The sequence below is a fragment of the Rhizobium terrae genome, from assembly GCF_003425685.1.
GTDB classification, from domain to species: domain Bacteria; phylum Pseudomonadota; class Alphaproteobacteria; order Rhizobiales; family Rhizobiaceae; genus Neorhizobium; species Neorhizobium terrae.
The window spans coordinates 248,928-272,284 of the sequence record NZ_QJKM01000010.1 but is presented as its reverse complement, the minus strand read 5'-3'; the positions used below and the strand labels follow the sequence as shown (position 1 = coordinate 272,284).

The following is a 23,357-nucleotide window of genomic DNA, read 5'->3' as shown; positions in this document are numbered from 1 at the left end:
TATGTTTCGACCCACGCCTCCGCGAGGGAGGCGACCGGCTACTCAACCACGCTGAGCTACGAAACTCTGGAGTTTCGACCCACGCCTCCGCGAGGGAGGCGACGCGAAGGCAACTAGAGTCCTAACATGGTTACGAGTTTCGACCCACGCCTCCGCGAGGGAGGCGACCGACCTGGAGACGGCGCTGCGCCAGTCCAATCAGGTTTCGACCCACGCCTCCGCGAGGGAGGCGACCTCGAAAAAGGAACCCTCAACAAGTCACTACAAAGGTTTCGACCCACGCCTCCGCGAGGGAGGCGACGGGCGAGGCGGCGGCGATGCCGGGGAATGGAAAGAGTTTCGACCCACGCCTCCGCGAGGGAGGCGACCTCAGCTTATCAGCGACAATCCACGCTACCCAGTTGTTTCGACCCACGCCTCCGCGAGGGAGGCGACCGTTGCCGCGCCGGTCAGCACCGCAACCTTAACAGGTTTCGACCCACGCCTCCGCGAGGGAGGCGACCTCCTTTGTCTAACTGATTGCCAGGAAACAGGAAAGCTGGGAGATTTCGCGCATGTGGGACGCCTCCTTAGCTTCAACCCGCATGGGCCGGCTTTATCCGATAAAATTCTGCACGATTTCAAAAAGCTGAACCCGGTGCGAACCTGCCGGTCTTTTGAGGCACGCTTATGGTTCGCACCGATTCACGGCAAGCAGCGTCAATGTATCAGACGATCAGCGTACCACCGAGGTCGGTGGCTGGTTTGGCGCCGACGTGCTCGACTTTTCGCTGCCAGTTGGAGCCGAGATAATAATAACGGAGGCTGTCGAATTCCGGCTTGATGATGCCTTCGAGCCGCGCCTTGAGCTTCGTCCATTGAGCCGGATCAACTTCGATCTCGAAGACGGAGAACTGCACGCGCTGACCGTAGTCGCGGCAGGCCTTCGCCACCGCGCGCAGACGGGCAGCGCCATTCGCTTCGGTCGTGTTGACGTCGTAGGTGACGAGAACCAGCATTGGTTGTCCTATTTCCAGAGCCAGGGCGGATAGGCATCGAGATCGCCGCGCAGGTGGCGGGCGAGCATCTGCGCCTGCAGGTAAGGTGTGAGGCCGAGCGGAGCCTTATCTTCTAGGAAGGGATGCAGCCGCTCGTCCTTCTTGCGTTCCTGCCAGGCCGTCAAAACTGCTTTGCGTGCCTCATCGGACATCATGACCGCGCCGCCCTCGCGAATCTCGAAATCCCTGGCGCGCAGCTGCCGCCGGTTGATGAGGGAGAGCGCCAGGCGGTCGGCGAGGATCGGGCGCATCTCCTCCATCAGGTCGAGCGCCAGGGACGGTCGGCCCGGCCGGTCACGATGAAGGAAACCCACTGCAGGATCGAGCCCGACGCTTTCGCAGGCACTGCGACAATCGTGGGTCAGCAGCGTATAGAGGAAGGAAAGCAGTGCATTGACGGGATCGAGCGGCGGTCGGCGCGAACGGCCCTTCCAGCGCATCTCCTCATCCGGCGAGCGGATAAGATGATCGAAGACGGAGAAATAGAGATTGGCAGCTTCGCCTTCCGAGCCTCGCAAGGCGTCCAGCGTCTCGTCTGACAATTCGGCGCGGCGCATGATGCGGGCCAGACGACCGGCCACGAAAGTGATTGCGGTGCGATCTGCTTCGGAATAGTCCTCGCCGTAATCGCGCAGCGAGCGCATCAAAACTGAGCGTTGGTTTGCCACCTTGCCAATCACGATGGAACGGACGATTTCCTCCGGCCTGTCGGAGGCGCGGTATTGCGCGCGGCGCAGAAGCACATTACCGGTGACCGGTCCCTCTATCCGCGCCTGGAAGCGGCCGTTGCGGTCAAGCAGCACGAGCGTGATGCCTGCGGAGGCACAGGCGGCTATCAGCGCCGGGGAGATGAAGATGGCGCCGAACAGCGCAACCGAGGCCAGCATATGCAATGGCACGCGGGCGCGCTCGATGCCCTCGACCTCGGCCACGAGGTTTTCGCCGTCTTTGCGCAGAGAAGCATTTTCGGTGGTCACGTAGAGCGTGTTGAGGAGCTTCTTCATGGTGAGACATCATCCGCCAAGAGCCGTTTCACCATGCGGCTGCGCCAGGCCTTGACGGGCCTTCCAATCGCATCCGGACGGCAAAGCTCGATCAGCGAGCAGGCGCGGCAGCGTTCCTTCCGCACGGTCGGCGGCGGGGTCACGCCGCTTGCGAAGACTTCGGCCAGCGCGGCCACGATCTCCTCCGTCATACGGCGCAGTTCGTCATCGAAGGGCACGGTGAGACGACGTTTCGTTTCGGCATAAAAGAGGGCGCCTTCCGGCACCGGACGTCCCGTCATCTCTTCGAGACAAAGGGCCTGGGCGCAGAGTTGAACCTCGTCCGCCCGGTGGAGTTTGGCCTTGCCGCGCTTGTATTCCACGGGATAGGCCACTTCGCCGTCTTCGCCCGGCTGGAACTCGACTAGGTCCACAATGCCAGTGATATTCAACCGCTTCGAAGCCAGAGGCAGCGCCATGACGCGCCGCACGCCTCTTGTTTTGCGCGACCCGCCCTTGTCGGCAACTTGGTGCAGCACCTGTCCCTCCGCCGTGAACCGGTTCTCGGCCCAGACGCGTTCGAGGTGGATCAGCGCCGCCTGGCGAAGACAATAAACGGCATGCTGGAGCGCCGAGAGAGGGATCGGCTCCGTTTCGCTGCCGCTGCCCTCCGTCGCTTCCGCCATGGCTCAAAGCTTCTCGATGATCTCGACGCCGGCGGGGAGGTTCTCCCGGTCGACGGTGACGACGTAATCTGCGAACCTGCGTGCCGGCGGGAAATTATCCAGCCGTTCATCGATCTTGCGGAATTCGCCATCGATACTGCGTCCGATCCTGACAAGATCGAACAACTTACCCGCCGGCGCGTTACCGAGCGCGTTTTCGTGCTTGAAGACGATCAGCTTGCGGCTGGTCATCTCTCCGCGGGCAGCCGAACGATCATGTTCGAACATGGTCGTCAGAGCCTCGAAGAGAAGGCTGAGATCAGCGTCGGAAAAGCCGGTCCTTTCCGCAAACTTGGCAGAAATGAAGCCATGCGCGACATAAAGGCCGTAGGGGACGATATGCTTCCGCCCCATCGTTCGATTGTCGGTGCGCTCGCTCGTGTCGCTGCCTTCCGCCTTCTGTTTCTTCTCCGCCTCGTTGGTAGCAGCCATGCGCGTGATGGAGATTTCCACTGGAACGATCGGCTCGACAGAACTCGCAAAGGTAAGCTGCACCGGCCCCTTGACCTGACCGGCATTGATGCCGGTCGACATGACGGCGCCGAAAGTGCGCACATCGAAGAAATTCCTGCACATGAAGTCACGAAGCTTGATCGCTTCGGCATCGTCCTTCGGGTTGAGGGATTTGTCCTTTTCCACCTTCGGATCGTCCGGACGCAGCGCCTTGTACGCCAAGCGGTGCTTCTCGTTCAGGATCGCGCCTTCCTGTACGTAGATGTGGTACCCTTCCTGTCCCTCCCGTGCCAGTTCCACATAGTTGCGGATCTTGCGTTTCAGGCTGACGTCAGAAACCAGACCGTGGTTGGTCTCCGGGTCGAGGCGAGGTAGGTTGCCGGCATCCGGGTCGCCGTTCGGATTGCCATTGGTGACGTCGAAAATTAGGACGAAATCATAACGGTTGGCAAGCATGGTCATCAGGCGTTCTCCCCGGATTCAGCCGTGTCGGTACTCTTGCGTGATTTGAAAAATTCGCTGTGCTGGTGATGGTAGCCAAGGCCGAAAAGGGCCTGCTCATTTGCCGAGAAGGACGAGGGGTAGGGATTTTCCCCGGGCTCCATCAGGTCCATGATTTCCTCCTGCAGGCGGACGAGATTGACCTGCCTTCCCTTGTTTTGCTTTCCAATCTTGGACAGATGGTTCGCCGAGCCGCTATCGAGCATCGAGAAGACCTTGCGCGGCGTGGCGGATGCGGAGGCGTAGAACTTGTCCTTGATCGTCGCATTGACATTGTTGCCAAGCGCGGCGCGCTGCATTTCCTCGTAGGCGGCAAAAAGCCGGCCCAACAGATAGCCCTTGTTTCTTTCCTCCGGGTCCAGCGCCACGGGAACCTCCATCTTATAGTTTCGCATCAAAACGGCCTTGAGGATGCCGACGCGCAACGCGTTCACCTCACCGTCGGCGCGGATGCGCATCAGCGTGGTGGACAGAAGCGTCAGCGGATAATTCGTGCCTGAGAGAATCGAGCGCATCCAATCGCCGGCGAGATTGGGCGGGACGTTCTCGCGTTTGCCAAGCACGGCGAGCTCGATCAGGTAACGCCAAAGCGGCGGATAGCCGTCGCGAGGAGGCGGTTCGACACGCATTTCCTTGACGAAACACTGGTAACGTTCCGTCAAAGTGCCGAAATTGCCTTCAAAGAAGAAACGGATCGAAAGCCGCGCAGCGTTGGGAGCCAAACCGAGGACATAGAAATCGACACCTTCCGCCAGTTTCGGCTCGACTTCGCTCAGAGCGTCGCCATTGCGGATCCGTTCGAGCTGGACAGCAATCTTCTTGGTTTCTGCTGCGTCGTCCGTGGTAGCATCCACATAGGCGGCGAAGTAGTTCTCCGCCAAGGCGTTGGCGTCCTCATTCGACGCATCCGCCCAAAAAACCGTGGACGTATCGCCGATCTGCACGCGGTGGCCGCTGTCACGATCGAGGAAGCGATTGAGAGCCGTGGTGTATTTGGCCGCGGCGACTTCTGAAACCGGTGCATTGTCACCTTGTTCGTGGCCATAGGATGTGAACGCATCAAGGTTGAACGAGACAAGGGCTGCCCCTGACGACTGGGCACCCCAGACCCCTTTGATCGAAGGATGGAGCCGCGCAACCGGCCCAAGTTCACCAGTGACGAGGCACACTTCCGAGGACTTGTCATCCTTTGCTGAAAGCCTTTCCCAAAGTGTCTTTGCCGCATCTCGCTCATGCAGAAAACGGTCTCGGCGCTCCCTTTCCAGAGCAAAGACCACATTTTGGTCTTTCATTTCCTCCGGCCATGTCGGGGTTGAAAATCGTTCTGGAGACCAATTCTTGAGGAAAAGAAGAAACGCCTGCAGCCCCTCATCGTTCGTACCTTCGAGTGCTTCGACATGCCTTTTGACGAAGGCGGCATGCTCGTCGGCTGTCCGTTTGCCTTCGCCTGCCGTCACGCCGAGCACGTAGGAGGTCTTGTCCCACAGGAAGTTTGGCGCGATGCCGGCGGTCCGCTTGACCGGCAGCGGCACCAGCATCATCCTCGGCTGCTTCTTCTTGCCTTCGCCATCGCGCAGGTCGATGACATGGGCGACGCAGCCGTCCTCGTTCAGCGAGATCAGAAACCCGATCTTCTCCATCGAATAACCAAAGGGCGGGGCGTCCGGCAGGCGGTCATAGGCCTTCACCAGCGAAGCGAGGATGCTCATCCGAGTATTTCCTTCGAGCTTGGCGACGGCACTTTCACGATGCCGTTTTCCATCCTGGCACGGAAAAACAGCGATGGCCGGCCTTTGGCTTCATGATCGATATCCCAGAGCATCAGGCCGAGGTCGCGTGTCTCGCCGATGGCCTCGGGCAGAGGGGTGTCGGGATCGAGAAGCTCGAAATGCGCCGCGAATTCCCGCGTGCCGAGGCAGGGCTGATGAAAGCATTGGCCTCGCGCGGCACGCCGGTTGAAGATGTCGAGGTGTTTGCCTTCGCTGTCGTCGGGACCGGCCTTGTCCGTGATCTCGAAATGCGCCTCGATGACATAGGCCGGTTTGACGAGCACGGTCGAAGCGCGCTGCTGTCGGTCTTCGTCGACAAGCAATTGCAGGTCTTCCAGATCGCCGCGTTTCATGGCGCTCTTGATCTTGCCCGCAGGCGCCTTGCCGCCGACTTCGTTGCGGCGGATCGACTGGAAGCGAATGGGTTCAAGCACATGGATCGCATCGATGACCCAACGGATGGCCGGCTTCCAATGGATCGCTTCGAGAATGCCCCGCGCCGCCGACGGTGTCAGGACATCATAGCTAACACGCTCCACTTTGAGCTCTGGCCGCGTAAAACAGGCGTAGTCGCCTGAGACCTTCAGCTTGATACCGAAAGACAATGGCACTTCCTTTCTTATGCTTCTCTCTATACGAAGTAGCCAGCATTTCAAACCGCCTTTACCGATAAAGAAAAATCGATTATGAATCCTCTTGTTCGCGAAAAGGATTCAATCATGCGTCGCCGCCGTTATGCCCTTCGCATTAAAGTTGGCCCCCTTAGGATCGAGATCGAATTAGACCTCGAACCAATATAGCCGTCTTATCGCGATCGTCGCCTCGTCGCAGAGGTGTGGATCGAAACTCTCTTTACGATGTGGCGCAGCAATTTCAGCGCCTTAGCGGTGGCTGAGGCACATTCTCAGCCACCGCGACTTCAAATTACCGAATTCTCCGCTGCCAGATACTCGGCATTCTCCCACAACAGCCCGACCTCCCGATCGTACAGGCTCCTGTTCTGTAAGACGGCAAACTGGTCCCCCCGCAAATCCGGTCGGGCAAAGGCGACGTGGCCGTTGCGGATCAGCAGCTCACGGGCCTTCGGTGGCACCTGCACGATATAAGTCTGCAATTTCCGCGCGATTGCACCAGATGGGATTTCTTCTATCGAAAGTTTATCCACAGCCTGTTGCGCAACCTCGTCCCCAATGATGATCACAGGCTCCATGCTGCTTTCGATCATATGGAATTTTTCAGCCACCCTGCGGAAGGCGAAATCCGTGCCTCCGCGCCCCAAGCGAAAATCGTCGATGATTTTCTTGCGGTCGAGTCCTCCCTTGCCCGCTCGCCAGTAAACCTCGCCGAAATAGTCCTCGATGGCGTCCAGCGATTGCAGTTCGATGCCTTTCGCGCGCATGCGCTCCATATCCCCGATCAGCCCCCTGATCTCTGAGGGTGGCAGATAATCCGGCGCGGAAAACACCGTGACGATGCTTTCCTCGATCAGCCGCTTTCCCTCGCGGTTCACACGGCCGGCCGCCTGGATGATCTGGTCGAGCCCGGCCTCGGCCCGCCAGGCCTTCGGGAAATCGACGTCGACGCCCGCCTCGATCAGGCTGGTGGCGATGACGCGGCAGGGCTTTCCCGCCTTCAGCCTTTCCCGCACATCCTTGAGAATATCCTGTCGATGTACGGCATATTGCCGGGTGGTCAAATGTATGAGCCCTGAAAGATCTGCGGATTTCGCCTGCCGGTAAAGTTCTAGGGCATGCTTGCGACTGTTGACGATGACGAGCGCTTGCGGCTCGGCTGCCAGCGCGGCGATGAGATCGTCGTTGCTCATGGCTCCTGTGAGCCGGATATAGGCGCGGCGCAGCTTATCGGAGAGCCCTTTCGGATCGGGCGCCAGCTCGCGGCCTTCCAGCATTAGCCCGGCCGGGTGATCTCCCGTGAAGTTGCGCTTGTCCAGCGCCGGCTGCGTCGCCGTGCAAAGCACGATGGTGCAGCCATAATTCAGAGCCAGTTCGTCCAACATCCGCGCACAGGGAATCAACAGATCGCGCGGGATCGTCTGCGCCTCGTCGAGGATGATGATGCTGTTTGCGATGCTGTGCACCTTACGCGCCTTCGAGGTCCTTGCCGCAAACAGGCTTTCGAACAGTTGTACGTTCGTGGTGACGACGACGGGTGCTGCCCAGTCTTCCGTGGCGAGCTTCAGCTTGTCGCGGCTCTCCCAGTTTTTCTCGTTGTCGAGCTTCTTGTCGTCGATCGCCGAATGATGTTCGAGCACTTTGTCTTCGCCCAGGATGTTCCGGAATATCTCTGCCGTCTGGTCGATGATGGATGTGAAGGGAATGGCGTAGATGATGCGCGAATGCCCATGTGCCTTTGCGTGATCAAGCGCGAAGGCGAGTGAGGAGAGCGTCTTGCCGCCGCCGGTCGGGACCGTCAGCGTAAAGAGCCCAGGCCTGTCCGCCGCTTTTGTACGCACATGCGACAGAATTTTACCGCGAAGGCGATTGAGGTCGGTATCGGCATTGCCCTTTCCGGCCATATGCGTATCAAAGGCGGCGATGAATTGCGGCAGCAGATCCTGCAGGGCAGGCCAGTCGCGATCTGCCGCCCGGCCGTCGAGGGCATGGTAAAAGGCTTCCGTATCCTTGAAATCGGCGTCGACGAGGCAGGAAAAGATCATCCGTACCATGACGGAGAACTGAAATGCCGCATTGGGCGGCCTGATGCGCGACATGAAGCCGGGCACGAGGCCCGTCATATCGGCGGTGAGTTCGCTTTCCCAGATCGGTTCCAGTCCGCTGGGCTCCCCCCTGAATCGTTCGATGCGGCGGTCGAGGCAGGCCGGTGTCTCGTTCAGCCGGTCCGGCAGTCCGGCATGATGTCCGGCGATGCAATAGGCGATCAGATCGGCGATCATCCTGTCCTGCCCGGCGACGCGTTCCGGCAGGATCACAGCTCCCGCCGTCGCATGGTCGGGTGAAGGGCCGCCATCCAGCCGCTTCTGGAAGGCTGCGGTATATTTGCCGAGATCATGAAACAGGCCGGCAAGAAATGCCGCCTTCTCCAAGCCGAACGAAGCCGCCATTTTGGCCGCCAGCTCTGCGACGGCGTGAAGATGATCCGCGAGAAGCTGCCAATCGCCTTTGTCTGGCTGTCTTCCGGAGTGAGCAAAATAGCGCATGCCGGTTCTCCTCTATCGAATGCCTATAGTAGTCGTGCCTTTTGATCTATCGCCTTTATTTCTCTTCTTTTGAAGTGTGCCTGACTTTACAATCATTACGGCCAAGCTTGCAGTTAAGCGGGGGTCGTCATCCGAAAATGAGCGGTAATCCTGCGCCCCGTGGGCGACAGCAGGCGGTTCTTGTGGGGGATGCGACGATCCTCGGGAAACGAAATCGATGTCACGACGAAGCGGCCGGATCGCGCTCGATTGCCTATGACGATGCCCCTATCAGTCCAATGGAAGATTGCGCCGCGACGGTTCGAGCGCTGCAAAAAACGCGCCTCAAACACCCCGTTGCAGAGCATGGAAGAGTGCACAGCCCATCTGAACTCGGAGTCAGAAGGCGGCAGCGTATCGCAGAAAACGAATTGGTATATCATCACAGCCGGAAGGAAAACCGACGATGGATGCAAAGTCTTGCCAAACACGGCCGATTAGGAGGGCTAGATAAAGCGGATTTTCAATCCACACCACGGAATGTTTCTGCGCCATTGGAGAAGGTTGCCGTGGCGTTTTGCCATCCGTGCGTCCGCACCGGTCTAGTCTTACTGAGTCACACAACCCTGGGATTGTCGCTTTGTCATTAGGTGCTAGGGTCCACGATTCGTGGTCAGCGGGAGAAAGCTAGGATGAATGGCCTTAGCGGGGGAAGTGAAGCAGCCTTTGCGGATTATGTCCATAGGCTGGTCGATGTGATCGGCCATGCCGATCGGGCTGAGCCACTCAATGATTACTGCCTCGGCCTCATGTTGCCGGTGGACCGCAAGAGTGTCGAGCCTCTGGCAGCTGTGACGGCGCCAGCGCGGGTATCGTCCAAGCATCAGTCGCTCCTGCATTTCGTCGGCCAGGCGCCGTGGTCGGACGAGGCGCTTCTGGCGCGGGTTCGCGACGAGGTGCTTCCGCGGATAGAGCGGCATGGGCCGATTGAGGCGTGGATCGTGGACGACACCGGATTTCCCAAGAAGGGCAAGCATTCGGTCGGGGTCGCGCGGCAATATTGCGGCCAGCTCGGCAAGCAGGACAACTGCCAGGTCGCAGTCAGCCTCTCGATCGCCAACGTCGCGGCGAGTTTACCGATTGCATATCGGCTGTATCTGCCCGAAATCTGGGCCGCCGATCCCGAGCGTCGGCACAAGGCGAAGGTCCCTGACAGCGTCGCGTTCCAGACCAAGCCCGCAATCGCGCTCGACCAGATCCGCGCCGCCCAAGCGGCCGGAGTTGCACCCAGCGTCGTGCTGGCCGACGCCGGCTATGGAGCGGACGGCGCATTCCGCACCGGCCTATCGGTGCTCGGCCTCGACTATGTCGTGGGCGTGCAACCGACACTCAGTGTCTGGCGACCCGGCGAGGAACCATTGCCGCCCAAGCCTTGGCGCGGAAATGGGCGACCAACTTCGCTGATGCGCCGCAGTCCCGAGCACAGCCCGGTATCGGTGAAGGTGTTGGCTCAGGAACTGCCGCAGGATGCTTGGCAGACCATTGGCTGGCGGGAAGGCACGAACACTGACCTTGCCTCCCGCTTCGCCGCCGTGCGCGTGAGGCCTGCGTCCAGGGATTACAATTTGACTGAGCCCCGCGCCGAGGAATGGCTGCTGATCGAATGGCCCGAGGGCGACACCGAGCCGCTCAAATACTGGCTCTCCACTCTCGATGTCGACGCTTCGGTCGGAAAGCTCGTCAGCACCGCCAAGCTGCGATGGCGCATCGAGCGCGACTATCAGGAACTCAAACAGGAACTCGGTCTCGGCCATTACGAAGGGCGAGGCTGGCGAGGTTTCCATCATCATGCAAGCCTCTGCATCGCCGCTTACGGATTCCTCATCTCCCAGAGAGAGGCTATTCCCCCCTCAGCGCCGACCGAAACCAAAAACCGCACGCAACCTCTCGTTCCCGAAGGTTATCGACCCCGCGGATCCTCCGATCCGACCCGAGCGACACGTGCCAAATTCGATCACCACAGTCCGAAGGCACTTGACCGTCAAACTCAGTCGAAGCCTTCAACGATGTCCATGCTGCAACAGGACCAATCCACGCTGAAATCCACAAATTTATGACGCAGTAAAACTAGGAAGGTTGCGCTCTCACTCCTTCCCGAACGCCTTCTTCCCCTTTTCCGCCCACAGCATGCGCGCCCGTTCGCCGTCCTCGCTCTGCAACTTGTCCGCCATCCAGATCATCGCGCCGTAGATCATCCCTCGATCGTCGCCGGTCAGGTCCACGATGCCGGATTTGACGACGAGACCGCCGAGTTCGATCAGATGTCGTGTGCGCCTGCGGCGCTCGACCTGCCAGTCCCGCATGTCATGCCGCGCCCATGCCGCTTGATGGCGATTGCGTGCCGCCCGGTTGCGCCGGAGCGCTGCCAGCGTTGTCGTCATTTGCTGGAGCAGTTCGCCGCGGCTTGCTGCGAAACCACGTCGCCCCGCGCTTGGCCCATGCCTCCCGCTTTCCGGCGTCTTTCGTCTCGGCAAGCACGATCAGCGCGCCCGCCAGTTCCTCCGCTGTGAGCACATCGGCCCCAGTGGCAATGACAAGTTCGCCGAGCTGCCGCACCTTGCGGGCTTTCAGTTCCTTGGTCTTGTCTTCCAACGCCTTTAGTTCCGCATCAAAGTTTCTCGGTTTGCGCATGTGAAGTCTCCATCGTCTTAGTTTGTTGCCGATGCAGCGATGATAGTTGAGCGTCTTGCCGAAGGCTTCTATGTTGCCGGCACGGTCTGGCACGGGTTGGTCCCGCCCGAGATTTTTTCGAGGGAGGGCGCGCTTATACGTCGTTCCGACGTGCGCTTTTCCGTGCTGATGGTCGGATCGCGATGGCGATCTATCATCTTCACGTTAAGGTCATTGGCCGCAAGGCACGCTCCAGCGCGGTGGCGTCCGCCGCCTACCGCTCGGCCTCGCGGCTGCGTGACGAGCGCACTGACCGTAGCCATGACTTTTCCGCCAAGCGGGGCGTCTCCATTCCGAGATCATGCTGCTGCAGGGCGCACCCGAAGTCTGGTCCGACCACGAACGGCTGTGGAACGACGTCGAAGCGTTCGAAGTGCGCAAGGACGCGCAGCTTGCCCGCGAGGTGGAGTTTGCCTTCCCCGCGAAATGACGCAGGCGCAGGGGATCGAGCTTGCCCGCGACTTCGTGCAGGCCGAATTTGTCGATCACGGCATGATTGCCGACCTGAATATGCATTGGGAATTTGCCGAAGACGGAAGCCCCAAACCCCATGCCCATGTCATGCTCACCATGCGCGCGGCGAATGAAAACGGTTTCGGCCAAAAAGTGCGGGACTGGAACCGCACGGAGATGGTCGAGCGCTGGCGGGAGCGTTGGGCCGATCTTGCCAATGAGCGCCTTGCCGAACTCGATATTGATGCCCGCATCGACCACCGCAGCTTTGAAGCGCAGGGCATCGAACTGGAGCCGCAAAGCCAGATCGGCGCACCGGCGTAGCGCATCGAGCGCGAAGGGGTAGAGGCCACCGCCAACATTGCAGATCGGGCCGAACTGCACCGGGAGATTGCCCGAAACGATGGCGAGCGGATCATTGCCGACCCCTCCATTGCACTGGACGCCATCACCCATCAGCAATCCACGTTCACGCGCCGCGACATGGCGAAGTTCGCGCATCGCCACAGCGACGGGATCGAGCAGTTCAACGAGGTCAACCGCCCGCCCGATGGACAGGAGAGCGAAGGCAGGGCCGATGCTTCCGAAAAGCTCGACGCGGTTGTGCTGTCCATTGCCCGGTTGGTAGGCAGATGGCGCGGGAACACTTCGAGGCGTTGCGGGCCGCCAACGATAATCGGGGCAGAAGCGAAGATAGCGCCGAGGATGACGATGGCTGACAGGAACCCTTATGCAAAACGTTGACATCTTATGGGATGTCTATATATTATCTCCCATGAGGCTGGTTCTGGACACCAATGTGATCGTAGCTGCGTTCCGCAGCCGCAATGGCGCAAGCAATCTGCTTCTGCGTTTCGCGGACCAGGGCATGATGACGCCGCTTTGTTCGACAGCGCTGTTTCTGGAATATGAGGCGGTGCTGAGCCGGGAGGAAACGCGGAAGGTAACCGGCCACAGCCTTGAGGATGTCGCTTCGGTGATGAGCGCGCTTGCCGCCATTGCCGAGGGCGTCGATATTTCGTTTCGAACACGGCCGATCCTCTCCGATGTCGCAGACGAAATGGTGCTTGAGGCTGCCTTGAACGGACAGGCCGAGGCCATCGTGACGCATAACGTCAAGGATTTTCGTCCGGCGCTCGGATTGGGCATGACCGTGATAACACCGGGAGAGATCGTCAGGAGACTGAACACATGACGCAGACCCAACGTTACAAATACCCACTGCAACTGCCGCAGTCGCTCAAGGAGACGGCGGCGCGTCTGGCACAAGAGGACGGCGTATCCCTCAATCAGTGGATCATCTCGGCGGTTGCGCAGAAGATCGGGGCCGTGGAGACGGCCAGCGAATTCCTGAAAGCGCGTGCAGGCACGACGAAGCGCGGTGCGCTGACAGGCTTGCTGGGCAAAGCACCGAATGTGCCACCCCTGAAGGAAGACAGCATTTGATGCAATGCACTGGGCCTGAACAGGTGCGATGAAAGCCTTTTTTGGCTTGCAGCGATCGGGCCGGAACCGAGCCACCCCCTCAAGGCCAAGCCGCGTTCCGCGGTGGCGCGTGCCGCGCCAGCCTTGACCGGGCGGCTCCGTCCCGGCGTAGGCTTCTGAAGCAGGAAAGGCAGGGCGTGCGCTGGCAGGCAGCGCCAGCCGCAACAAGTCCGGCACAGACGCAGCGCATTGCCGAATGAAGGGGAAGCCAGACCATGACCCGAGCAGCCCTTTATGCCCGCTATTCGTCCGACAGCCAGAGCGAGGCGTCGATTGAGGACCAGTTCCGGCTTTGCCGGGAACATGCGGGCCGGGAACGGTGGCAGATTGTCGGCTCCTCTGAGGACGCGGCGATATCCGGTTCCAGCACCATATTGCGCTCCGGCATCCAGCGGCTTGTGCGCGACGCGCAGCGCGGTGAGTTCAAGATATTGCTGGCCGAGGCGCTGGATCGCATCAGCCGCGATCAGGCCGATGTCGCCACGCTCTACAAGCACTTGAAGTTTGCAGGCGTCACCATTGTCACCTTGGCCGAGGGCGAAATCTCCGAGCTTCATGTCGGGCTGAAAGGCACGATGAATGCGCTCTTCCTGAAAGACCTCGCGATGAAAACGCATCGCGGCCTTCGGGGCAGGGTGGAGAAGGGCAAGGCCGGGGGAGGGCTCTGCTATGGCTACAAGGTGGTCAAGAAATTCGATGCCAACGGAGAGCCCATCCGGGGCGACCGGGAAATCATCCCCGAGGAAGCCGACACCATCCGCCGCATCTTCCGAGAGTTCGCTTCCGGTAAAAGCCCCAAGGCTATTGCCGTCGATCTGAACAGGGAAGGGGTTCCCGGCCCGCTTGGCCGCGCATGGGGCGACACCAGCATCCGGGGCCACGTCAGCCGGGGAACCGGGATCGTCAACAACGAACTGTATGCGGGCGTTCTGGTCTGGAACCGCCTGCGCTTCATCAAGGATCCTTCCACCGGCAAGCGTGTGTCGCGCATCACCCGGAAAGCCAGTGGATCAGGACAGAGGTTCCGCATCTGCGTATCGTGGACGACGAACCGTGGGATGCTGCCCGTGCACGTCAAACGCAGATATCGGAAATCTTCGGCCCCAATCCCGCCAACACGCTGGAAGGCCGCATGAAGCGCGCGCATCTGGCAAACCGGCCGGTTCATCTGCTTTCCGGCCTTCTCACCTGCGGATGCTGCGGCGGCAAGGTCGGCATCATTACGCCGAACCGCTATGCCGGCCTCAACCATCACCGGCGCGGCACTTGCGACAATGGCCGCTCCATCACCCGTGACAAGATCGAGGCTCGTGTGCTGACTGGCCTGAAAGAGCGGCTTGTGTCATCCGAGGCGGTTGCCGAGGTCGTCAAAGCTTATGCAGAGGAAATGAACCGGCTGAACCGCGACCGGCGTGTGCAGGCGCAGACCGACCAGAAGTCACTTGCGAAGATCGAGAAGGCGATTGCGGGCATCATCGCCGCCATTGAGAACGGCATGTACCAGCCTTCCATGAAAGCGCGCATGGACGACCTTGAACGGCAGAAAGCCGAGATCGTCGCCCGCCTCGCCAAAGCGCCTGCGGACATGCCGGACGTTCATCCGAACCTCGCCAACCTCTATCGCCGCGGTGTCGAGCGCCTGTCCGACGCCCTCAGCGATCCGGACGGCGGCAGGCAGGCGGCGGAAACCCTGCGCTCCCTGATCGGGGAAATCGTCCTCACGCCCGGAGCCAAGCGCGGCGAGGTTCATGCCACCCTACGCGGCGAGTTGTTCGGCATCCTCGACTTGGCCAAGGTGGAAGAAACCAGCAGGCCAGCCGGTTTTATGCCAGCGGTCGAAGCCTGCCCCCGCAACCAGCGCCTCTTTGTCATAAGACGAAGAGGCGAAGTCCCGGCCAAGGCAAGCTCCCGCAACCAAAGATATCTCAGAAAACCCCGACAATCCAATGAGTTGCCGGGATTTGGTATTTTGTCGCGAAATTCACATCAATAAATCAATTACTTAAATCGCAGGCTCAAATCCAGGGGTGCCGCAACTCGCAACCGATTGTGAAACTGAAAGCGTGGGGTGGCTCCGCCCGTCAGGAGGCCATTTCGAGCCGTTGCTGACCCACCTCGAAGAGCCTGTCCGCCACCGCCTCTCGCACCTCGGCGTCGTGGAAGATGCCGACGATGGCGGCGCCGCGGGATTTGGCCTCGTTGATGAGGTCGACGACGGTTTGGCGGTTGGCGGTATCGAGGGATGCGGTGGGTTCATCGAGGAGCAGGATGGGATCGTCGACGATGAAGCTGCGGGCGATGTTGACGCGCTGCTGCTCGCCGCCGGAGAAGGTGGCGGGGGCGAGCGACCACAGCCGTTCGGGGATGTTGAGGCGGGTGAGCAGCGTCTTTGCCAGTGCCTTCGCCTCCTCGCTCGGTTTGCCGTTGGCGATCGCCGGCTCAGTGACGACATCGAGGGCAGCAACGCGGGGGATGACGCGCAGGAACTGGCTGACATAACCGATCGTGCTGAGGCGGATCTCGACCACTTCCCCGGGGTTCGGCGGCGAGCAGGTCGACGGTCTCGCCTCGGTGCTCGACGAAGATCTTTCCGGCATCTGGTTTGTAGTTGGCATAGAGCGAGCGCAGCAGCGTCGACTTGCGGGCGAGACGCCGGCGCTCCGGTTCCGACAGCGTCAGGATGTCGACCGGGCCTCGGTCCTGCATGTCGTAGGTGATCGTGCCGGTATCCGGTGGCTGCTTTCCGGCGAGACAGGAAAGTAGTGTCGACTTGCCGGAACCGCTTTCGCCGACGATGCCGAGCACTTCACCGGGGCGGATCGCGAACGAGACGTCGAGGCAGCCGATCTGGCGGCCATAGGATTTGGACAGGTCGCAGACTTCCATGAGCGGCGGCCTTGGAGCCAGCTTGCGCAGCGCGTTTATGGTCATGCCTTCTCTCCTGCGAGCCGATCTTCGCCAGCCCTGCCGCCAGTTGCCTCCGTTGCAGCGGCCTGTTCGGCTTGACGCGTGTTGCAGAAATCGGTGTCGGAGCAGACGAACATGCGGCCGCCCTTATCGTCTGTGATCACCTCATCGAGGAAACTTTCCCTTGAGCCGCAAGGCGCGCAGCACTGTTTCCATTTCTGCACCTCGAAGGTCAATTCGGCATCTTAGCCACATATCGTGGGTGCCCGGGGAAATGACCGGAGGATGCGCAAGCGGCCCGTCAATCGACGGGCCGCTTGTACGGTGAGACGTCAGGGACTTTTTGTCCGCTTCGCCGTCACCAGCGATGCCATCCCGCCGGTGACGACCGAAGCCAGGGGGTAATATCGCCCCGGCAGGACAACACTGCTTCCGATGCATCGAAGAGCAGTAGGCGGAGCCGGAAAGGAACCGGCTCCAACTTTGCCGTCATGGAATTCCGGGTCAGGTTCAGCCGGAAACAGGTATCGGCAGGGGAGGTGCGGCGGATCTGTTGCTCCCTGCAGGGTTTCTGGAAGCCTCTAGAACTTGTAACCGACGAGCAGCATCACGGACGGTTGTACGTCGTCCTGAACGATGGGGCTGTCTTTCGCGTCGCCGGTGAGGAAACCGACGCCGGCCTGGCCGCGGATAACCCAGTTCTCGGTTGCCATATAGGTGACGGATGCCTCGACATCGAAGCGCTTGAGCCCGGCATTTGCATCATACTGCCGCAATCCCGAGCGCGCGGACTGGGCTGCGGTCACCCCGAAATAACTCTTCATGTGGTTATCGTCGGCAAACGTCGCGGAGGCGCCTGCCGAGAAGATGAAGCGATCATAGTGGTGGGAAACATTTGCGCCGACTTGGCCGGTGAGGCCGTCGTCGCCGCCGATTGTCTTGTCGACCGAGGCGTAGAGTTCCACCGGCCCCACCTCATAGGAAAGCTGTGTTCCGATGACAGCCCCTCCATCGATGTCGCCAAGACCCCGCAGGTGCTTGGAATCGTCTTCGTCGCGTCCCATCTGGTAACCGCCCTTGACCGACAGCTTCAGGCCCTTGGCCTCCAGCACGTCGACGCTCACGCCCATCGGATCAACGGTGACGCGATCGCCGAACGTCGCTGAGATCATCGGGATGGGGACGACCTCGAACTCGTCCGAACCTTCGAATTTCGGCGCATACATGGCCCCGGCTCCTACGATGACTTCCCATTCGGAAAGCTTCTGGCGTATGCCGCCGAAGCGTCCCTTGTCGAAGCTCGCCGACGGAGGAGGGGTGGTTGCGTCCCTTTCGAAAAAATCGGAGGCGCGTGCCTGGAACGGCGGGCACGCAACCACTGCCAGCCCCGTAGCTATGGCGACATGCCGAGGGCTGCTTAAAAACGACTTGGTCAATGACATTCGAATTGGCTCCTGGGATCCGAAAGAGAGCTTGCGACGCGCACGGAGTGTGAAAGCCCGACGCATCGTGCCTCTCGCGGCCGCACTATCTGAAAGGGGTCCGTTAACTTGGGTTTTGTGATGTTAAGAAATATTGCCCGGCCGATGCTGTGGTGAAAGCGCAGTGCTTTCGGGGATTCAACCCGGTGGTTGCGCGGTTGAAGGCGTGATGGCGCCTGGTTACGGCCCGGTTTCGGCTTAACATATCAAAATATCTTCACCCCGTGACTTTGGAGATGTTTTTGCGACAATGCAGGCAGGTTTGGGAAACCTGCGCAGGTAAGTTCTGCAAACCTGCCGACAACTTTGCAAAGCGAACACATGACAGCTCAACACCTCGTCGCATCGGATACGGTACCTCGCGTTCTCCTTGTCGAGGATGACGACGAGATCGCGGCGATGGTCATCGAGATGCTAAAGGAGAATGGCCTTCAGGCTCTTGCGGTCGGCTCGGCCGCGAACATGGACGCCATCTTGCGCAAGCAGTCCTTCGATCTGGTCGTGCTCGACGCCATGCTGCCGGGCGAAGACGGCTTCAGCATCTGCCGCCGATTGCGGGCATCGTCGACCATCCCCATCGTCATGCTCACGGCCCTCGGCGACGAGATCAATCGCATTGTCGGCATCGAGCTCGGCGCTGATGACTACATCACCAAGCCATTTCATCCGCGCGAACTGATGGCGCGGATAAAAGGGCTGCTGCGGCGTGCCTCGTATGGGGTGGAGCAGCCTCTGCCGCGGACGGCCATGCAGTTCGCCGGCTGGCAGATCGATCCGGTCCTGCGGCAACTCGTGAATCCGGAGGGCGTGCATGTTTCGATGACGACGGCTGAATTCGACATTCTCCTGGCATTTTGCCAGAATCCGGGCCGCGTCATGACGCGCGAACAGCTTTTGCGCCTCACCCATGCCGGCCTTGCAGGCCCGGTCGAACGCAGCATCGACGTCCACGTGAGCCGCGTTCGGCAGAAGATCGAACCCAATGTCCGCGAGCCGGCCTTCATCAAGACGGTCCGGTTGGGAGGCTACATGTTCACCCCGAAGGTCGAGGCCTACTGATGTTTACACGCTTTCAGGCCGGGTCGATCCGCCGGCAGATCGCAGCATTGGCTGTCGGCCCCATCGGTTGCCTCGTCATCCTGGGTACCGTCTCTGAGTATTTGTTGCGCGACGATCCGGAGAGTGTTTCCTATGCCCGTGCGACTGCCTTGAAGATCGAGACGGTCATCGATCAGGTCAAGGCGTCCGAGTCGGCAGAGCAAAGAGCCGCGATTCTGGATGCCACATCGAAGACAGGGCTTCAGGTCGAGGAGGTCTCGGCGGCGGAGCTTTCGCCGGAGGCCGATATGAACATCTCGTTTGAGGATGTCCGCCACCTTGTCCAGAACAATATGCCGGCCACCTTCGCGACGGCTTTCCGGACCGAAACCTCCACCGGAAAACTTCACGATGTCCTGGTCGTCGGGATGGGGGACGATCGCGCTCTGGCGTTTCTGCCCGCATCGCCTCCTGCCGACGGATGGATCAGCGACCAGCAGGTCACCATCGTGCTGCAACTGATGGCTGTCGTCCTGCCGGTGGCCCTTCTGTCGCTGTATGCGGCCCGGGTCATTGCGGCTCCGCTCCTCGAATTTGCGAAAGCCGCAGAAACGCTGAGGCCTGATGACGGCCCGGACAGGCCATTCGATGAAAGCGGAGCGGCTGAAATTCGAACTCTTGCAAGATCGTTGAACGACATGCGCAGCCGGGTGCGCGGCATGATCGACGACCGTACCCGCATGCTGCGCGCGATAAGCCACGACCTTCGCACACCGCTGACGCGTCTGCGCCTGCGCGCGGAACGCTCGACGCAGCCGGAGCTGAAAACGGCGCTGTTGAAGGACATCTCCGCTCTCAGCGACATGATCAACGATACGCTCACCTATCTCAGCAAGGAAATGGCGACCGAGAAACCGGTCAATGCCGACCTGCCCAGCCTGTTGGCGACCGTATGTTCCGACTTCTCCGACATAGGCTACAACGTGAGGTATGTCGGGCCCGAGCGTTTCGCTTATCGCTGCAAACCGCGATCGCTGGCACGTGCGATCACCAATCTTGTCGAGAACAGCAGCAAGTTCGCCCAGGAGATCTCGGTAGAGCTGTCGGTCGTCCGAAACGGGACGGTGCGGATAAGCGTTGTCGATGACGGCCCGGGCCTTCCCGGCAGCTTGCGTACCCGCGTGCTCGAGCCGTTTTTCAAGGCCGATGCGGCACGGACACCGACCGAGCGAGGCGGATTCGGGCTCGGTCTGTCGATCGTCGACGACATCGTACGGGCACATGGCGGCACGATCGAACTTCTGAACAGGGCGCCGCATGGCCTCGCTGCGCAAATGGATTTCCCCGCGGAAGGCCACGCGACCGAAGGTTCGGCGCCTGCGAAATCGGCGGGCGATCTTGCCCGTGCCGGGTGAGGGGAGGCTCCGCCGGATCGATCCGTCTCCCAGCATGACGATGGCACGGCGGGTGGTATGGCTAAATGGCGTTCAACGCGCAAATCGCCCTTGCAACCTCGAACGATTTCTCGAATGCCGGGACTGGAAGGAATTCAAAGCGGGAGTGAAAATTATAGGCGCCCGTGAAAAAGTTCGGCGTCACCAATCCCCTAGCGGACAGGGCGGATCCGTCCGTCCCGCCGCGCATCGGAATTGGTTTGGCTTTTATGTCCAACTGGTTCAGTGCGGCAAAAAGCAGTTCTATGGAGCGCCTGTTGCCGACAAGATAATCGTGAATATTGTGGTAGGTGTCGCTCAACTGGTACCTGATCTGTCCGGTCGGATAGATCGATCTGACCACGTCGACCATTTCTCCAATGCGCTGCTTGCGCCGTTCAAAGCCGACCTTGTCGAAGTCCCGGATCAATACGTTGAGACGCGCTTCCGTGTCGTTCGCGACCATGTCCCTGAACCAGAAATATCCTTCGCGTCCCGCGGTGTGTTCCGGGGTCTCGGTTCGATCGAACAGGCCGATGAAGTCCATCGCCATCAGCAGCGGGTTCACGAGGACACCTTTGGCGGACATCGGATGGGCGCTCACGCCGGTGAAGACGATCTGTCCGGCAGCGGCATTGAAATTCTCGAAGACGATCTCGCCGATTTCGCAACAATCGATCGTATAGGCGAAATCGCAGGGGAAGCGGCGAAGATCGAGCGCCTTTGCTCCCCTGAGGCCGATTTCTTCGTCAGGGACAAAAGCAACGCAGATGTCGCCATGTGGCCCTATCGTCTCAAGACGGTTGAGCAATGTCATGATGACGGCGATTGCGGCCTTGTTGTCGGCTCCGAGCACGCTCGTGCCGTCGCCGACAATGACATCCTGGCCCTCCCAGCCACGTATTTTCGGATGATCGTCAATCCGCAACCAGATGTCCAGGTCCCGGTTAAGACACAGATCCGCTCCTTCGAAACGAAGAACCTGGGGTTTGATCGTCGGTGACAGGCCGACATCCACGGTGTCGAGATGCGCGATGAACCCGATTCGTGGTGCATCCCGTCGCGCTCCGGGCCTGATTGCCGTCACGATGGCATGTTCGTCGACGGTTACGGTATCGAGGCCGAAATCTCGCAATTCGCCGGCCAGAAGCGCTGCGAGCCGGGCTTGGCCCGGTGTCGAAGGCAGTGTTGAGGATTTTGCATCGCTCTGGCTTTCGATTGCAAGATAGCGGAAGAACCTTTCGATCAGTTCGTCGCGAAGATCCATGGCGATTTGCCGTCGTTTGAGTGGTGCCTGGAGCAAGCGGGATATCTGCCCAGACGAGCTATGACGAAGCCCTCATCAATATTCGTCAGGAGTCAAGCCCTTGGCCTGGTGACGGGCCTTGCAAAAACTCCATACGCTGGTGAAACGGCTGGTCCTGCAAATGTCCGGGAAAATATAGTTTGATATATTTAGGTAATGTATTGATAATTCTTGTAATGTGATGAATATAATTTTGCGATCTTGCGCCATGTGACTTGGATATTCTACAGAATTGCTCCTGATCGCGTATGAAATGGGGGTGAGCCATGTTTGAATTATACGGGTCCATGGGGCGGGGCATGTTCACATTTGCCCCGGTATCCAAGGTGTCTCAAGCGTGCGACGGCAAGGGGAGCCGATTGACGGACAGTCCGTTTTCGATCGGGCGAAAGGGGCTGGTGGCCGGCACTCTCCATCAGTCGGAAAAGCTCATTGTGGGGGTAACGGGCCATTGCTCTGATTTGGTGGGCACCAAAGTCGATGCCGCCGACATCGCGCGCCGGTTTCGTGCCGACGGAACGATCGACGTCTCGGCGCTCAGGGGGCATTTCGTCATCGCGATCGCCGACGGGCTACGAGGAAGGCTCGTTCTCGCCAGGGATCACCTGGGGATCGCACCGCTCTATGTCTGCCATCTCGCGGACGGGCTTCTTTTCTCCTCTGAATATAAGGATTTTATGCCTCATCTGGGTCAGGCCGGGCTTCTCGACTATCCGGTGATTGAACGATATCTCCGCGAGGGATGGACGCCGGCGGCCCGAACCTTTTTCCGAAGCATAAGGCCGATTGCGCCCGGCGTCTTAAATGTCTTCGACCTGCACCAAAGCCTGACGATAGAGGAGGGCCAAACGGTTCTGGAGGCCGAACCGAAAGTCTTCTTTGAGATCGGCGATGTCGAAAGAACCCTGGACACGGCCGTCCGCCGGCATGTCGGGACCGGTTCCCAGCGACACGGACTTATGCTGAGCGGCGGCGTTGATTCGGCGCTGATCGCTTTTTTGCTCAAGCGCGCGCTTGGGGGAGGCCCCCTTCATTCCCACACGGTGGGTTATGGCAAAGACGATCCCGAAGTCATCGGCGCGCGCAGGACAGCCGCGGCACTTGGTCTCGACCACATGGAGCTATTTGTCGATCCCGAAGAATTGACGGACCTGCTTCCCGCTTCGATCCTGGCCACAGAGAATATCGGCGGCTTTGATGAATATCCCTGCCTCTATGCCATGCATCAAAACGCCAAAGAGCGGGTGGATGTCATGTTTTCCGGAAACTTTTCCGATGCGATCTTCGGCGGCATGCGGATGCATCGCGAGGTGTGGGAGGCCTCTCGTGGCAATGGCGTGGCGCCCCATCTGAAACCGAGAGTTTTCGCAGCCGAACCGCTTTTCCGTGCCGGTTTGGTTGCGGCGGATTGCCAGGCCCTGCCCGAACAGCAACCTCCGCAGAACCTCTCGGAAGCTCTCACACGCTTCGTGCTCGACAGGGATGAGCGTATGAGTATGCAATCGATGTTTGCGCATCATTTCGGCATGCATGCCCGTATGCCATATGCGGATTTTGACGTTGTTTCCCTGGGTCTGAGGATGCCGGAGGAGCAGAAAATCGACGCTCATCAAAACAAGATATTACTGCGGGAATTCGCGGCGCGATGCCTTCCTGCAGAGATTGCCGGGCGTCCCAAAGCCATCCAGCAGCTCAAATATGATGACAGGATGCGGCAGTGGCTATTGTCCCGGATAACCAAATTCAGGAAGGCCAACGCCTATTCATTCGAACAGATCCTCTCGGAGGATTACATCGATCTTGTTTCGGGCGCATTGAAAAACGACTTGAGTGACGAAGTTGTGCATGCGGCGTGGAATATCGTCGCCTTTGCATACTGGTGTGAAGCTTTCGCCTGAC

At 59.8% G+C, this 23,357-nt stretch carries 19 protein-coding genes, 3 pseudogenes and 1 CRISPR repeat array (1 of these 23 only partly in view); of the genes and pseudogenes, 9 read left to right on the top strand and 13 right to left on the bottom strand.

The window, feature by feature from the left end; all coding sequences use genetic code 11:
• A CRISPR array of direct repeats spans positions 1–502; the repeat unit is 32 nt; unit sequence GTTTCGACCCACGCCTCCGCGAGGGAGGCGAC (it extends 7,187 nt beyond the left edge of the window).
• A 205-nt stretch (positions 503–707) separates the two neighbouring features.
• From cas2 to cas3, 7 genes are all read right to left on the bottom strand, one after another.
• Positions 708–998: a CRISPR-associated endonuclease Cas2 gene (gene cas2 / locus DMO26_RS20450; protein WP_117194003.1), complete on the bottom strand. Its 291-nt coding sequence runs from the start codon at positions 996–998 to the stop codon at positions 708–710.
• A gap of 8 nt (positions 999–1,006) precedes the next feature.
• Complete coding sequence (gene cas1c / locus DMO26_RS20445; protein ID WP_117194002.1) at positions 1,007–2,041, bottom strand: type I-C CRISPR-associated endonuclease Cas1c; 1,035 nt, start codon at positions 2,039–2,041, stop codon at positions 1,007–1,009.
• On the bottom strand, positions 2,038–2,706 hold the full coding sequence (gene cas4 / locus DMO26_RS20440) for a CRISPR-associated protein Cas4 (RefSeq protein WP_117194001.1): 669 nt from the start codon (positions 2,704–2,706) through the stop codon (positions 2,038–2,040). Before cas4 ends, cas1c begins: the two co-directional genes overlap by 4 nt.
• A gap of 3 nt (positions 2,707–2,709) precedes the next feature.
• Positions 2,710–3,660 carry a type I-C CRISPR-associated protein Cas7/Csd2 gene (gene cas7c, locus DMO26_RS20435; RefSeq protein WP_117194000.1) on the bottom strand — a complete coding sequence of 317 codons (951 nt, stop codon included), beginning with the start codon at positions 3,658–3,660 and terminating at the stop codon, positions 2,710–2,712.
• Entirely contained in the window at positions 3,660–5,408 is a 1,749-nt protein-coding gene (gene cas8c / locus DMO26_RS20430; RefSeq protein ID WP_117193999.1) for a type I-C CRISPR-associated protein Cas8c/Csd1, read from the bottom strand. Before cas8c ends, cas7c begins: the two co-directional genes overlap by 1 nt.
• Positions 5,405–6,079, bottom strand: coding sequence for a type I-C CRISPR-associated protein Cas5c (gene cas5c / locus DMO26_RS20425; protein ID WP_450088445.1), 675 nt, complete (start codon positions 6,077–6,079; stop codon positions 5,405–5,407). Before cas5c ends, cas8c begins: the two co-directional genes overlap by 4 nt.
• Positions 6,080–6,387: 308 nt before the next feature.
• On the bottom strand, positions 6,388–8,646 hold the full coding sequence (gene cas3, locus DMO26_RS20420) for a CRISPR-associated helicase Cas3' (protein WP_117193997.1): 2,259 nt from the start codon (positions 8,644–8,646) through the stop codon (positions 6,388–6,390).
• 671 nt (positions 8,647–9,317) lie between these two features.
• Between cas3 and DMO26_RS20415 the strand changes: the two genes are divergently transcribed.
• Positions 9,318–10,742 carry an IS701 family transposase gene (locus DMO26_RS20415; protein WP_226951363.1) on the top strand — a complete coding sequence of 475 codons (1,425 nt, stop codon included), beginning with the start codon at positions 9,318–9,320 and terminating at the stop codon, positions 10,740–10,742.
• A 27-nt stretch (positions 10,743–10,769) separates the two neighbouring features.
• Here the strand turns inward: DMO26_RS20415 and DMO26_RS20410 are convergent, their stop codons facing one another.
• A complete protein-coding gene (locus DMO26_RS20410; protein ID WP_117193996.1) occupies positions 10,770–10,988 on the bottom strand; it encodes a conjugal transfer protein TraD in 219 nt (72 codons plus the stop codon).
• A 1-nt stretch (position 10,989) separates the two neighbouring features.
• Positions 10,990–11,316: a conjugal transfer protein TraD gene (locus DMO26_RS20405; RefSeq protein WP_117193995.1), complete on the bottom strand. Its 327-nt coding sequence runs from the start codon at positions 11,314–11,316 to the stop codon at positions 10,990–10,992.
• Positions 11,317–11,498: 182 nt separating this feature from the next.
• Here DMO26_RS20405 and mobQ point away from each other — a divergent pair.
• The 5 genes and pseudogenes from mobQ to DMO26_RS34455 all read left to right on the top strand — a co-directional run bounded on the left by mobQ (position 11,499) and on the right by DMO26_RS34455 (position 15,286).
• A pseudogene (gene mobQ, locus DMO26_RS20400) lies at positions 11,499–12,132 on the top strand (MobQ family relaxase).
• A gap of 406 nt (positions 12,133–12,538) precedes the next feature.
• A complete protein-coding gene (locus DMO26_RS20395) occupies positions 12,539–13,003 on the top strand; it encodes a putative toxin-antitoxin system toxin component, PIN family (RefSeq protein WP_319025407.1) in 465 nt (154 codons plus the stop codon).
• On the top strand, positions 13,000–13,254 hold the full coding sequence (locus tag DMO26_RS20390; protein WP_117193993.1) for a toxin-antitoxin system HicB family antitoxin: 255 nt from the start codon (positions 13,000–13,002) through the stop codon (positions 13,252–13,254). Before DMO26_RS20395 ends, DMO26_RS20390 begins: the two co-directional genes overlap by 4 nt.
• A 254-nt stretch (positions 13,255–13,508) precedes the next feature.
• Positions 13,509–14,429 carry a recombinase family protein gene (locus DMO26_RS34460; RefSeq protein WP_226951362.1) on the top strand — a complete coding sequence of 307 codons (921 nt, stop codon included), beginning with the start codon at positions 13,509–13,511 and terminating at the stop codon, positions 14,427–14,429.
• On the top strand, positions 14,426–15,286 hold the full coding sequence (locus DMO26_RS34455; RefSeq protein ID WP_226951361.1) for a zinc ribbon domain-containing protein: 861 nt from the start codon (positions 14,426–14,428) through the stop codon (positions 15,284–15,286). The genes DMO26_RS34460 and DMO26_RS34455 overlap by 4 nt, the downstream gene beginning before the upstream one ends.
• Positions 15,287–15,374: 88 nt before the next feature.
• Here DMO26_RS34455 and phnL read toward each other — a convergent pair.
• The 3 genes and pseudogenes from phnL to DMO26_RS20370 form a co-directional block, all read right to left on the bottom strand.
• A pseudogene (gene phnL / locus DMO26_RS20380) lies at positions 15,375–16,224 on the bottom strand (phosphonate C-P lyase system protein PhnL).
• Positions 16,221–16,430: pseudogene (locus DMO26_RS20375) on the bottom strand (alpha-D-ribose 1-methylphosphonate 5-phosphate C-P-lyase PhnJ); the annotation flags it as partial. The pseudogenes phnL and DMO26_RS20375, both read right to left, overlap by 4 nt.
• Positions 16,431–16,781: 351 nt before the next feature.
• Entirely contained in the window at positions 16,782–17,642 is an 861-nt protein-coding gene (locus tag DMO26_RS20370; protein ID WP_205421245.1) for a MipA/OmpV family protein, read from the bottom strand.
• Between the two features lie 360 nt (positions 17,643–18,002).
• Here DMO26_RS20370 and DMO26_RS20365 point away from each other — a divergent pair, with 360 nt between their 5' ends.
• Positions 18,003–18,740, top strand: coding sequence for a response regulator (locus DMO26_RS20365; protein WP_117193992.1), 738 nt, complete (start codon positions 18,003–18,005; stop codon positions 18,738–18,740).
• The gene (locus DMO26_RS20360) at positions 18,740–20,134 is read left to right on the top strand and encodes an ATP-binding protein (RefSeq protein ID WP_117193991.1); all 1,395 of its coding nucleotides are present in this window, start codon (positions 18,740–18,742) and stop codon (positions 20,132–20,134) included. Before DMO26_RS20365 ends, DMO26_RS20360 begins: the two co-directional genes overlap by 1 nt.
• Before the next feature lie 61 nt (positions 20,135–20,195).
• Here the strand turns inward: DMO26_RS20360 and pepT are convergent, their stop codons facing one another.
• Entirely contained in the window at positions 20,196–21,419 is a 1,224-nt protein-coding gene (pepT, locus tag DMO26_RS20355) for a peptidase T (RefSeq protein WP_117193990.1), read from the bottom strand.
• Between the two features lie 338 nt (positions 21,420–21,757).
• Between pepT and DMO26_RS20350 the strand changes: the two genes are divergently transcribed.
• Complete coding sequence (locus DMO26_RS20350; protein ID WP_162894993.1) at positions 21,758–23,356, top strand: asparagine synthetase B family protein; 1,599 nt, start codon at positions 21,758–21,760, stop codon at positions 23,354–23,356.
• Position 23,357: the final 1 nt, after the last annotated feature.